Source organism: Streptomyces monomycini (assembly GCF_022271435.1).
GTDB lineage: Bacteria > Actinomycetota > Actinomycetes > Streptomycetales > Streptomycetaceae > Streptomyces > Streptomyces monomycini.
Map to the genome: position 1 here is coordinate 1 of NZ_JAFIQY010000043.1, position 12000 is coordinate 12000.

The 12000-nt window shown below is 71.8% G+C and carries 9 protein-coding genes and 2 rRNA genes; 5 read left to right on the top strand and 6 right to left on the bottom strand.

The annotated features are described in order from the left end of the window. The 4 genes from JXZ78_RS33060 to JXZ78_RS33075 form a co-directional block, all read left to right on the top strand. Nucleotides 1-106: ribosomal RNA gene (locus JXZ78_RS33060) — 23S ribosomal RNA — on the top strand; the annotation flags it as partial. 121 nt (nt 107-227) lie between these two features. Continuing rightward, a 5S ribosomal RNA gene (rrf, locus tag JXZ78_RS33065) occupies nt 228-344 on the top strand. A gap of 206 nt (nt 345-550) precedes the next feature. After that, a complete protein-coding gene (locus tag JXZ78_RS33070) occupies nt 551-1879 on the top strand; it encodes a hypothetical protein (RefSeq protein WP_238783540.1) in 1329 nt (442 codons plus the stop codon). Then, on the top strand, nt 1816-2676 hold the full coding sequence (locus JXZ78_RS33075) for a hypothetical protein (RefSeq protein ID WP_208870237.1): 861 nt from the start codon (nt 1816-1818) through the stop codon (nt 2674-2676). The genes JXZ78_RS33070 and JXZ78_RS33075 overlap by 64 nt, the downstream gene beginning before the upstream one ends. A gap of 88 nt (nt 2677-2764) precedes the next feature. On the opposite strand, the gene JXZ78_RS33080 is transcribed toward JXZ78_RS33075, so the two are convergent. From JXZ78_RS33080 to JXZ78_RS33100, 5 genes are all read right to left on the bottom strand, one after another. Continuing rightward, a complete protein-coding gene (locus tag JXZ78_RS33080; RefSeq protein ID WP_030024165.1) occupies nt 2765-4588 on the bottom strand; it encodes an IucA/IucC family protein in 1824 nt (607 codons plus the stop codon). Further along, on the bottom strand, nt 4582-5154 hold the full coding sequence (locus tag JXZ78_RS33085) for a GNAT family N-acetyltransferase (protein ID WP_030024166.1): 573 nt from the start codon (nt 5152-5154) through the stop codon (nt 4582-4584). Before JXZ78_RS33085 ends, JXZ78_RS33080 begins: the two co-directional genes overlap by 7 nt. Further along, nucleotides 5151-6473, bottom strand: coding sequence for a lysine N(6)-hydroxylase/L-ornithine N(5)-oxygenase family protein (locus tag JXZ78_RS33090; protein WP_030024167.1), 1323 nt, complete (start codon nt 6471-6473; stop codon nt 5151-5153). Before JXZ78_RS33090 ends, JXZ78_RS33085 begins: the two co-directional genes overlap by 4 nt. 64 nt (nt 6474-6537) lie before the next feature. Continuing rightward, the gene (locus tag JXZ78_RS33095) at nt 6538-8139 is read right to left on the bottom strand and encodes a pyridoxal phosphate-dependent decarboxylase family protein (protein WP_030024168.1); all 1602 of its coding nucleotides are present in this window, start codon (nt 8137-8139) and stop codon (nt 6538-6540) included. 271 nt (nt 8140-8410) lie between these two features. Further along, nucleotides 8411-9673, bottom strand: a complete 1263-nt coding sequence (locus tag JXZ78_RS33100; RefSeq protein ID WP_030024169.1) for a DUF1015 family protein — start codon at nt 9671-9673, stop codon at nt 8411-8413. Between the two features lie 141 nt (nt 9674-9814). On the opposite strand from JXZ78_RS33100, the gene JXZ78_RS33105 reads away from it, so the two are divergent. Continuing rightward, nucleotides 9815-10843 (top strand): HAD-IIA family hydrolase, encoded by a 1029-nt coding sequence (locus JXZ78_RS33105; RefSeq protein WP_030024170.1) that lies wholly within the window; start codon nt 9815-9817, stop codon nt 10841-10843. A gap of 134 nt (nt 10844-10977) precedes the next feature. On the opposite strand, the gene JXZ78_RS33110 is transcribed toward JXZ78_RS33105, so the two are convergent. Then, entirely contained in the window at nt 10978-11865 is an 888-nt protein-coding gene (locus JXZ78_RS33110) for a siderophore-interacting protein (RefSeq protein WP_030024171.1), read from the bottom strand. Nucleotides 11866-12000 lie beyond the last annotated feature (135 nt).

Below are 12000 nucleotides of genomic sequence, written 5' to 3' on the forward strand. Positions count from 1 at the left end.
CTTGATGGGGTAAGGCTCCCAGTAGACGACTGGGTTGATAGGCCAGATATGGAAGCCCGGTAACGGGTGGAGTTGACTGGTACTAATAGGCCGAGGGCTTGTCCTCAGTTGCTCGCGTCCACTGTGTGGTTCCCGGGTTGCGAACAGTCGCAACGGCGGTGAACCAAGTTCCACTGATTGATTTATTCAATTGAAGAGTGTGCTTGTTCGCTAGAACCCGATAGGGTTTCGGTGGTCATAGCGTTAGGGAAACGCCCGGTTACATTTCGAACCCGGAAGCTAAGCCTTTCCGCGCCGATGGTACTGCAGGGGGGACCCTGTGGGAGAGTAGGACGCCGCCGAACAATCTTTGGAGGACCCTTGGTCCCAGCGTTCACGCTGGGGCTGAGGGTCCTTTTTTGTTTGGTCGAAGCGCGCCGGAGTGGTCGGTGCGCGAGAATGTTTGCAGTACCGAAGACAGGAGTCACGTCGATGTCCCCCAACTCTTCCGACGATCGCTCGGAGCGCCGGCCCCAGCGGCGCGAGGGCGGTGACCGCGGCGGTTTCCGGCGTGACGACCGTGGCCCGCGCCGTGATGACGACCGGGGCGGCCGGCCCTCCGGTGGCGGCTTCGGCGGTGGACGCCGGGACGACCGTGGCGGCGGCTTCCGCCGTGACGACCGTGGCCCCCGCCGGGACGACGACCGTGGCGGCCGCCCCTCCGGCGGTGGCTTCGGCGGCCGTGACGACCGTGGCCCGCGCCGTGACGACCGCCGGGACGACCGTGGCGGCTTCCCCCGCGACGACCGTGCCCCGCGCCGTGACGACCGTCGCGACGACCGCGGTGGCTTCCGCCGCGACGACCGCCCTGGTTTCTCGCGTGACGACCGTGCCCCCCGCGGCCCGCGCCGTGATGACGACCGTGGTGGCAGCTTCCGCCGTGACGACCGTGGCGGTCGCCCCTCCGGCGGTGGCTTCGGCGGCCGTGACGACCGTGGCCCGCGCCGCGACGACGACCGCGGCGGTTTCCGCCGCGACGACCGCCCGCGTGGCCCGCGCCGTGATGACGACCGTGGTGGCAGCTTCCGCCGCGATGACCGTGGCGGTCGTCCCTCCGGCGGTGGCTTCGGTGGCGGCCGTGACGACCGCGGACCGCGCCGTGATGACGACCGTGGTGGTCGTCCCTCCGGTGGCGGCTTCGGCGGTGGCCGTGACGACCGTGGCGGTTTCCGTCGCGATGACCGCGGCCCGCGTCGCGATGACGACCGTGGCGGCTTCCGCCGTGACGATCGCGGCCCGCGTCGCGACGACGACCGCGGCGGTTTCCGTCGCGACGACCGCCGCGACGACCGTGGTCCCCGTCGTGACGACGACCGTGGTGGTCGCCCCTCCGGTGGTGGCTTCGGCGGCGGCCGTGACGACCGTGGTGGCTTCCGCCGCGATGACCGCGGCCCGCGCCGGGACGACGACCGCGGCGGTTTCCGTCGCGACGATCGCGGCCCGCGTCGCGACGACGACCGCGGCGGCTTCCGCCGTGACGACCGTGGCGGTCGCCCCTCCGGCGGTGGCTTCGGCGGTCGTGACGACCGTGGCCCGCGCCGCGACGACCGCCGGGACGACCGTGGCGGCAGCTTCCGCCGGGACGACCGTGGCCCCCGCCGTGACGACCGTGGTGGCTTCCGCCGGGACGACGACCGTGGTGGCTTCCGCCGGGACGACGACCGAGGCGGGCGCCGCCCGTACGGTGCCGGGCGTGGCCGTGACGACCGTGGTGACCGCGGCGGTTTCCGCGACGACCGCCGGGACGACCGCCGCGACCGGGAGCCGATCAAGCGGCTGCCGATCCCGGACGACGTCACCGGCGAGGAGATCGACAAGGACGTACGGCAGGAGCTGCTGAGCCTGCCCAAGACCCTCGCCGACGACGTCGCCAGGAACCTGGTCATGGTGGCCAAGCTGCTCGACGAGGAGCCGGAGGAGGCGTACGGGTACTCGCGCGTGGCGCTGCGGCTCGCGTCGCGGGTCCCCGCCGTGCGCGAGGCGGCCGGCTTCGCCGCGTACGCCGTCGAGAAGTACGGCGAGGCGCTGGCGGAGTTCCGTGCGGCCCGCCGGATGACCGGCAGTGTGGAGCTGTGGCCCGTGATGGCCGACTGCGAGCGCGGTCTCGGCCGCCCCGAGAAGGCCCTCGCCATGGCCGGTGAGCCCGAGGTGCAGAAGCTGGACCGGGCCGGCCAGGTCGAGATGCGGCTGGTCGCGGCCGGTGCCCGGCGCGACCTGGGCCAGACCGACGCGGCCGTCGTGACGCTGCAGAGCCCCGAGCTGGCGTCGAACTCCGTACAGCCGTGGACCGCCCGCCTGCGCTACGCGTACGCCGACGCGCTGCTGGAGGTCGGGCGCGAGGACGAGGCACGCGAGTGGTTCGCCAAGGCGCTGGAAGCGGACCAGGGCGGCACCACGAACGCCTCGGACCGGCTGGCCGAGCTGGACGGCGTGGAGTTCACGGACGCGCTGGACGAGGACGAGGACGAGGACGGCCACGAGGACCGGGACGACCACGAGATCGCGGACACGGCCCCCGAGGCCGGGAACGTGGCCGAGGCCGTGACCGAGGAGCCCGCCGCCCCCGCGCGGCAGGACGCCGCCGAAGGCGACGTCCCCGCCGACGCCCCGCGCGAAGGGCGCCCCGAGCAGGGCTGAGGCCATCGCGGCCCGGCTGTCTGACGGCACATGAGTGAAGGGCGGGACCCCACCGGGGTCCCGCCCTTCACTCGTTTCCGCCCGGGTGTCAGGCTCCGGCGGCCGGGGCGAAGCGGGCGATCGGGTTCTCCAGCGTGCCGATCAGCTGGAGTGCGCCGGCCGGGTCCTGGAGGTCGACCATCTGCTCGTTGTTCCGCAGCTGGAGGCGGTTCAGGCAGGACAGCGCGAACTCGTCCGCGAACATGTCGTACTGCCGGAACTTGTCGGCGAGCTGCGGATTGGCCTCTTGGTAGGCGGTCACGCAGTCGGCGACCGTACGCCAGAAGGTGTCCTCGTCCAGCACGTCCTGCGTGACCAGGATGCCGCTGAGGAAGCGGAAGAAGCAGTCGAAGACGTCCGTGAAGAGGGAGAGGAGCTTCTTGTCCTCGGGGACGTCGGCGCGGATGCGCTCGACGGCCGGCGGCAGCACCGCGTCCGGGTCCATCACCGCGATCTCCTCGGCGATGTCCTTGAAGATCGCGCGCTGTACGGTGCCGTCCTCGATGACGAGGATGACGTTCTCGCCGTGCGGCATGAAGACCAGGTCGTAGGCGTAGAACGCGTGCAGGACGGGCGTGAGGTACGCGTCCACGTAGCGGCGCAGCCAGTCCGCCGGGGTCAGGCCCGACTCTTCGACGAGGGCCGCGGCCAGCGAGCCGCCCTCGGGGTCGGTGTGCAGCAGGGAGGCCATGGTGGCGACCCGCTGGCCCGGTTCGAGGGTGGGCACCGGGCTCTCGCGCCACAGGGCGGCGAGCATCTTCAGGTACGGGGAGCCCTTGGCGGTGGCGGCCTCGTACTGGCGGTGGTGGTAGCCGATGGCGGCGCGCTCGCGGATGATCGAGAAGCGGGCGGCCTGGAAGGTCTCGTCGCTCGCGATCAGGCCGGCGAGCCAGTCGTTGATGGCCGGGGTGGCTTCCATGTAGGCGGCGGACAGGCCGCGCATGAAGCCCATGTTGAGGACCGACAGGGCTGTCTTGACGTAGTGCTTGGACGGGTCGCTGGTGTTGAAGAACGTTCGGATGGACTGCTGTGCCAGGTACGCGTCGTCGCCAGGGCCGAGGCAGACGAGGTGCTGTTGGGCGACCTCGGCGGCGAAGGTGACGGAGAGCTTGTTCCACCACTGCCACGGGTGGGCGGGGATGAGGTGGTAGTCGGCCAGGTCCAGGCCGAGGTCGCGCAGTGTGGCGGCGAACCGGTCGAGGGTGGCGCCGCCCAGTTCGTCCCGGACCAGTCCGTCGTAGTCCACGCCCTCGCCCGCGGTGAAGGTGGAGCGGTCGCGGCGCGCGGCCAGCCAGATCAGGTGGACCGGGCTCGCGGCCTCGGGGGCGTAGGAGTGGTATTCGTGCACGCCGAAGCCGAGGCGGCCGTTGTTGGCGACGAAGCAGGGGTGGCCCTCGGACATGCCGGTCTCGATGGTCTGGAAGTCCGCTTTCGCCAGTTCCGCGGCGGCCAGGGGGCCTGCGGCCAGCTTGTACGCCGTGCCGGAGAGGGTGGAGCTGATCTCCTCCAGGTAGACGGGGAGGATGTCGTCGCTGAGGGCGAGGGTGCGGCGCAGCTCGATGAAGAAGTCGAGGGCGTCCAGCGGGACCTCGGTGCCGTCGCGGCGGCGGGTGATGGCGTCGGCGTCGATGTGCCAGTGGTCCAGGCTCAGCCGGCGGGCGGCGAAGCGGTACTCGACACGGTCGTCGTCGCTGCGTACGACGTAGTGGCCGTCCTCGGGCAGGCGCTGCGGCGTCAGCAGGCGTTCGTGGGCGAACTCGGCGAGGGCCTTGCGGACGAGGAGGCGGTTGGCGCGCGCCCACAGCTCGGGGGTGAGGTGGCGGACGGCGTCGGGCGCCGTGGCCTCGGTGGTGTCCGCGGTGGGGTTCAGCATGGGTTTTCTCCTCGGGCGGCCAGGAACTGGTCGCGGGTGCAGGTGCTCAGGTACGCCTCGCCCTTGGGCAGCGTGACCGTGCGTTCGATCTCGAAGCCGACGGCCTTGTTCAGGGCGTGTACCGCGGTGTTGCCGGTGGCCGGTTCGACGACGACGCGCCGGTTGCCGGGCTCGGCGAACAGCGCGTCCATGACGGTGGTGATCACGGCGAGGGTGAAGCCGTGCACCGGGGTGTCGGTCGGCGCGGTCAGGAAGTGCATGCCGACGTCGCCGGGCGCGGCCTGGTGGACTTCGGTGACCTCGCGGTGTGCCGGGTCGTAACGTTCCATCAGGAAGGCGGGGACACCGTTGTGCAGGCCGATGAAGGCGTCGTGGTACGGGTCGGCGTCGATCCGCGCGAACTCCGCCTCGACGGCTGCGAGGTCCGCGTCCTGCATCATCCAGTACACGGCTTTGGGGTGGGTGACCCAGCCGTGCAGCAGCTCCGCGTCGGCGGCCGGGTCGACCGGGCGCAGCGCGAACTCGCCGAGCGAGGCGTGGGTGCGGGTGAAGACGGGCGCGGTCATACGGGCGAGACCTCCACGGGGTGGTGCGGGCCGGCCGGAGCGGCGAACTCCTGGAAGGCGATGGACTTCTCGACCGGGTAGTACTCGCGGCCGAGCAGCTCGCGGATGATGCAGGAGTTGCGGTACGCGGCCATGCCCAGGTCGGGGGTGACGAAGCCGTGGGTGTGCAGTTCGGCGTTCTGCACGAAGATGTCGCGGCCCGCGGTGTCGATGCTGTAGTTGCGGGCGACGGCGTAGCGGCCGGCGTCGTCCCAGGCGATGCGGCCGGTCAGCGGGGCGAGGAACCGCGGTGTCGTGTACCGGTATCCGGTGGCGAGGACCAGGCCCTGGGTGGCGTGGGTGAAGTCCTGGCCCTGTTCCTCCTGGCGCAGGCCCAGGGTGTACGTGGCGGAGGCCGCGTCGTACGAGGCTTCGGCGAGCGCGGTGTTGGTGAGCAGCCGGGTGGGGCAGGGGCCGTGCAGGTTCTTCTGGTAGAGCAGGTCGAAGATCTCGTTGATCAGCTCGGAGTCGATGCCCTTGTAGAGGTTCTTGTGCTGGGCGTTGAGGCGGTCGCGGGTGGCCGCGGGCAGGGCGTGGAAGTAGTCCACGTACTCCGGTGAGGTCATCTCCAGGGTGAGCTTGGTGTATTCGAGGGGGAAGAACCGGGGGGAGCGGGTGGCCCAGGTCAGGTGGTAGCCGTGGCTGTCGATGTCCTGGAGGAGGTCGAGGTAGATCTCCGCCGCGCTCTGGCCGCTGCCGACGATGGTGATGGAGTCCTTGGCCTGGAGGGCGGCCTTGTTCTCCAGGTAGTCGGCGTTGTGGAGGAAGTCGCCGCCGAGGCCCTGGCAGGCTTCGGGGATGTGCGGCGGGGTGCCGGTGCCGAGGACGATCTTGCGGGCGCGGTAGGTCTTCTTCTCACCGGTGGGCAGGTGGTCGGCGTGGACGACGTAGACCTGCTCGCTCTCGTCGTACTCGACGGTGGTGACCTGGTGGCCGAAGCGGATGCTCGCCAGCTTGGCGGCGGCCCAGCGGCAGTAGTCGTTGTACTCGGCGCGCAGCGGGTAGAAGCTCTCGCGGATGTAGAAGGAGTACATCCGTCCCGCTTCCTTCAGGTAGTTCAGGAAGGAGAACGGGGAGGTCGGGTCGGCGAGGGTGACCAGGTCGGCCATGAAGGGCACCTGGAGGGTGCTGGTCTCCAGCATCATGCCGGGGTGCCAGTCGAAGGACGGTTTGTCGTCCAGGAACAGGCCGTCGAGTTCGTCGATGGGCTCGGTCAGGCAGGCGAGGCCGAGGTTGAAGGGCCCGAGGCCGATGGCGATGAAGTCGTGAGGGGCGGACACGTGGGGTCTCCGTTTGCGGGGTGTCGGTCGGCCGTCGGCTGTGGGGGCCGGTCGGCGGGGACGGTCAGCTCGCGGCGCTGAGGGCCGGTTCGGGGCGCGCGGCGAGGTACGCGCCGGCGTGCTCGGCGATCAGGTCGAGGACCGTGGCGATGTCGGCCAGCGTGGTCTCGGGGTTGAGCAGGGTGAACTTCAGGTAGTGGCGGCCGTCGACGACCGTGCCGGCGACGATGGCGTCGCCGGAGGCGAACAGCGCTTCCCTGGCGTGCAGGTTGACCTCGTCGCTCAGTACCGGGTCCCGGTCGTCGGGGTACGGCAGGTAGCGGAAGACCAGGGTGCTCAGCTGGGGTTCGACCACGACGTCGAAGCGCGGGTCGTCATTGAGGATCTTCCAGGCGTCGGCGGCGCGGTCGATCACCTCGTCGAAGAGTTCGCCGATGCCGTCGGCGCCCATGGTGCGCAGCGTCAGCCAGAGTTTGAGGGCGTCGAAGCGGCGGGTGGTCTGGATCGATTTGTCGACCTGGTTGGGGATCCGGCGTTCGGCCATCCGTGCCGGGTTGAGGTAGTCCGCGTGGTACGTGACGTGCCGCAGGGTGGCGTGGTCGCGTACCAGGACGGCGCTGGAGCTGACCGGCTGGAAGAAGGACTTGTGGTAGTCCACCGTCACCGAGTCGGCGCGCTCGATGCCGTCCAGGAGGGCGCGGCGGCGGGAGACCAGCAGGCCGCAGCCGTACGCGGCGTCCACGTGCATCCAGGCGCCGTACCGGGCGCACAGGTCGGCCACCTCGGGCAGCGGGTCGATGCTGCCGAAGTCGGTGGTGCCCGCGGTGGCGACGACGGCCATCGGGATCAGGCCCTCGGCCTCGCAGAGCGCCAGTTCGGCGGCGAGCGCGTCGGCCCGCATCCGTTTGTCCGGGCCGCACGGCACCGCGATCACGGCTTCCGCGCCGAGGCCCAGCAGGGTGGCGGCCTTCTCGATGCTGAAGTGGCCGACCTGGGAGGCGAAGATGCGCAGCCGGGGCAGGATGTCGGTACGGCGTACCGGAGTTGTGGCGCCCTGGGGTCGTTCGCCCGGAATGCCCGCGTCCGGGTCGTTCTCGCGGGCGAGGGCCGTACGGCACGCCTCGTCGCGGGCCAGCAGCATGGCCTGGAGGTTGGACTGGGTGCCGCCGCTGGTGAAGATGCCGTCGGCGCGTTCGCCGAGGCCGATGCGCCGGGCGGTCCAGTCGATCAGGCGGCGTTCGATGAGGGTGCCGCCGGCGCTCTGGTCCCAGGTGTCCAGCGAGGAGTTGACCGCCGAGAGGACGGCCTCGCCGACGAGGGCGGGGATGACGACCGGGCAGTTGAGGTGCGCGAGGTAGCGCGGGTGGTGGAAGTAGACCGCGTCGCGGAGGTAGACCTCTTCGAGTTCGTCGAGGGCGGCGGCGGGGTCGTGCAGCGGCTGTTCGAGGTCGATGCCGGCCACCGTGGGGGAGAGGCCGTCGACCGTGACGCCGGTGAAGGGGCGTCGGGTCGCGGATATCTTGTCGGCTATGCGGGCGACGCCTTCGGCGACGGAGCGGCGGTAGTGCTCGGTGGTGCTGTCGTTGAACAGCTGTGACCGGCTGTCCGGCGCCCCGGTGCGTGCGGCGGGCGACGGGTCCTCGGCGGAGTGCGCGAGGAGACTCATGAACGTGTCCTCCCTGATGCGGACTTGCTCACGTGGGGGGATGCGCATGGAACGCCCGCGCTGGGGCAGAAGACCGTCGGCGCAGGGGGGAACGGCTCCATCCGCTTACGTGATGAGGTAAGCCTAACCTAACTTGTGTGGCGGAAGGGGAAGGGGGGCCTAGGCGCCGGCGCGGGACACGCGCGCCGGGCCGGCGGTGGGCGGGAGGAAGCCGTACGACCCGGAATCGGGCACGGTGATGCTTGGGATCAGGCCTCTGTACGGCCCGGAATCATGCCTCTTCGTCCAGTACGCGCAGTACCAGACCAGTGGCCGGCTTCGGCCCGAAGGACGTCGATTTGCGCGGCATGGTCACCCCGTCCAGCGCGAGTTGGCGCACCGTTTGCTCAAGGACCGGGCGCATCAGGACGGCCGTACCGCCGTGCTTCGCCGCCTGCTCGACGGCGTCCGCGGCACTGTGCAGATAGCCGATCTCGGACGGGTGGTCGCGGATCCGCCACACCTCGTCCAGCAGGACCGAGTGCAGCACGGTGGCGTCCAGCTCGCGCCACGCCGCGGGGCGGTCCCGGCGGATCGTCCGGTCGAGCAGTTCCGGCTCGGGGCGGTCCAGCACGCAGAACCGCTCCGGCCCCGACGCCAGCAGGAAGGCGTTGCCGGGTGCCGCGTCCAGCACCGCCAGCGCCGCGTCGAGCGGGCCGTCCACCGGCCGGACACGGAAGGCGCCGTCCAGTCCGGCCAGCGCGTCGTCCAGCGGCAGGTGAGGCAGTACGCGATGGATGGCCCGTACCTGCAGAGGGTGGCGGGCGGAGTCCACGAGCAGCACCAGGCCGCTGGCCCAGGGACTCGCCGACCCGATGCCGGGGTGTTCCTCGCGCAGCCGCTGGTAGGTGGCCCAGCGGTGGTGGCCGTCGGCGATCAGGGCGTGCCGTACGGCGAGATCCTCGTCGACCGTGGTCAGGTCGGCGGGGTCGGTGACGGCCCACAGGCGGTGCGCGAAGCCGTCCTCGGTCGTGGTGGCGAGCAGCGGCGTGGTGCGGACGGTCCGTTCGATGACGCCGGTGGCGCCGTTGCCGGTGCCCTGGCCGACGTAGGACAGGAGCAGCGGCTCGAAGTTGGCGGCGGCCGCGCGCATCAGCGCGGCGCGGTCCTCGACGACCTCGGGGATCACGTCCTCGTGCGGCAGGACGGGACCGTCCAGTTCGAGCGCGCCGATCAGGCCGCGCTGCAGGAGGCTGCCCTTGCTCTGCTCGTACACGTAGAGCGCGGGCCGGTCGTCGGCCGCCAGGACGCCCTGGGCGCGCCAGCGGCGCAGCGTCTCGGCGGCCTGGCGGTGCCGGGTGGCGGGGTCGGGGGCCTGCGGGAGGATGAGCCGCACGATGTTGTACGGGTCGGCCGTTTCGAGGTGGCGCACACCGTCCGGCCGTACGACGACGTCGTACGGCGGGGAGGTGACGGCCGTGAGGCTGCTGACGCGGTCCGGGGCGTAGCGCAGCCCGCGGAAGGGGTGGAGGCGGAGGCCGTCGGTGCTGGTCATTGGGGAATGCTATGCCGCCTTCGGGAGTGCGGGATGATCGGGGGGAAACCGTTGTCCGGCCGGATATATCGGTAGGCCGGGTTCCGTTTCGCGGGGCCCGAGCGACCGGCGGAACCACCTGTGCAGAAGGAGCGAAACGGCATGAGCGAGCGGGTGCGCAAGCAGCCCGGACGGTGCGAACGGGCACTGAGCGAGGCGTACGACACGGCGCTGCTGGACCTGGACGGAGTCGTCTACGCCGGCGGCTCGGTGATCGAGCACGCCGTCGCGTCGCTCAGTACGGCCCGGGACGGCGGTATGCACCTGGCGTACGTGACCAACAACGCCTCCCGGACGCCGGACGCGGTCGCCGACCAGCTCACCGGCTTCGGGCTGCCCACCGCCCCGACGGACGTCATCACCTCGGCGCAGGCGGTCGCCCGGCTGATCGCCGGGCAGGTGCCCGACGGCGCGCGGGTGCTGGCGGTCGGCGGCGAGGGCCTGCGGGTGGCGCTGCGCGAGCGCGGGCTGGTGCCGGTGGACTCCGCGGAGGACGACCCGGCCGCGGTGGTGCAGGGATTCGACCCGAAACTGAACTGGGAACGGCTGGCGGAGGCCGCTTACGCGGTCCAGCGCGGCGTGCCCTGGTTCGCCTCGAACACGGACCTGACGATCCCCAAGGAGCGCGGCATCGCGCCGGGCAACGGCGCCCTCGTGGAGGTCGTACGGACCGCCACCGGCGGCACGCCCCAGGTGGTGGGCAAGCCGGAGACGCCCATGCACCGCGAGACGGTGCTGCGTACGGGCGCGCAGCGGCCGCTGGTGATCGGCGACCGGCTCGACACGGACATCGAGGGCGCCTACAACGGCGGGGTGGACTCGCTGCTGGTGCTGACCGGCGTGACCACCGCGGCCGAACTGCTGGCCGCTCCTCCGCAGCACCGCCCCACGTACGTGGACGCGGACCTGCGCGGCGTGCTCGGCCCGCAGCCGGAGGTGTCCGGGGAGACGGACGGCGGCTTCGGGTGCGGCGGCTGGACGGCGTCCGTACGGGACGGCGTACTGGCGCTGGACGGGGACGGCGCGCCGCTGGACGGACTGCGGGCGCTGTGCGCGGCGGCCTGGACGGCGGCCGGGGACGGCACATGCGGCGCCGATGCGGGGAAGGCGTTGGCGCGGCTCGGGCTGTGACGCGTAAGCGCTGTGACGCGCAGGCGTCGTGAAGCCAGGAGGGGCCCCGCTCGCTGACGAGCGGAGCCCCTCCCTCAGGTGCGTGTACGGACCGTCGCACACGCACGGTACGAGGGGCCGGAGTCGAGGCCGGGTCAGTCCTCGTTGCCGGCGGCCGTGCTCGCGATGTACTCCGCGAGCAGGTCCTCCTCGCTGGCGCCACGCCGCCAGTAGCCGGTGAACTTCACGGCCCGGCGGTCGAACTCGCGCTCCCGCACGAGGTGGCGGCGCAGCATCTTCACGTTGCCCGCCTCGCCCGCGATCCAGGCGTACGGCGTGCCCTCGGGCAGTTCGGCGGCGCGGATCGCTTCGAGGAGGGCGTCCTGCCCGTCCGCCGGCCGCTCGTCCGCCGCGAGCCAGGTGATGTCCGCGTCCGCGAAGGTGGGCAGGTCCTGGCGGTCGGCCGCGTGGGCGACGGACAGGAAGACCTTGGCCTGGGTGCCGGGGGAGAGCCACGCCAGGATGCCGGCCACGGCGGGCAGCGCCGTCTCGTCGCCGGTCAGCAGGATCCAGTCGGTGCCGGGCGGCGGGCGGAAGTCGACGCCGCCGTTGTCCTCGACGGCCGGGCCGAGGACCGAGACGCGGTCGCCGGGCACGGCGGACGCCGCCCAGCGCGAGGCCGGGCCGCCGGCCGCGGCACCCGGGGCGTCCGCGCCGTGCAGCGCGAAGTCCACGTCGATCTCGGCGGGCTCGTGGCGCTGCTCGCGGATGGTGTACGAGCGCATCAGCGGCCGCTCGGCCGGGTCCTGGGCGCGCCAGGCGGGGTACCAGTTCTCGCTCTGGTCGGCGAAGACCGGCTCGGACTGGTGGGCCTGCGGGAGGAACAGTTTGAAGCGCTGGTCACGGCCGCCGGAGGCCATCTCGTCGAGCCGTTCGCCGCCGAAGGTGATCCGGACCATGGAGGGGCCGAGCCGCCGGGTGCGCACGACGTGGACGTCGAAGAAGCGGAACGGGGTGGTGGCGGGTGCGGCGGTCGTGGTCATGTGGAGGAACCTCCCGGAACCGTGACTCGGTGACTGCGGTGGGGCGGGGCGGGGCGGGCAGTGCGGTGCGGTGCCGTGGGCGGCCGGGGGGGCGGCCGGCCCCCGCGGGCGGCAGGCGCCCGGCGTGGCGGTGTG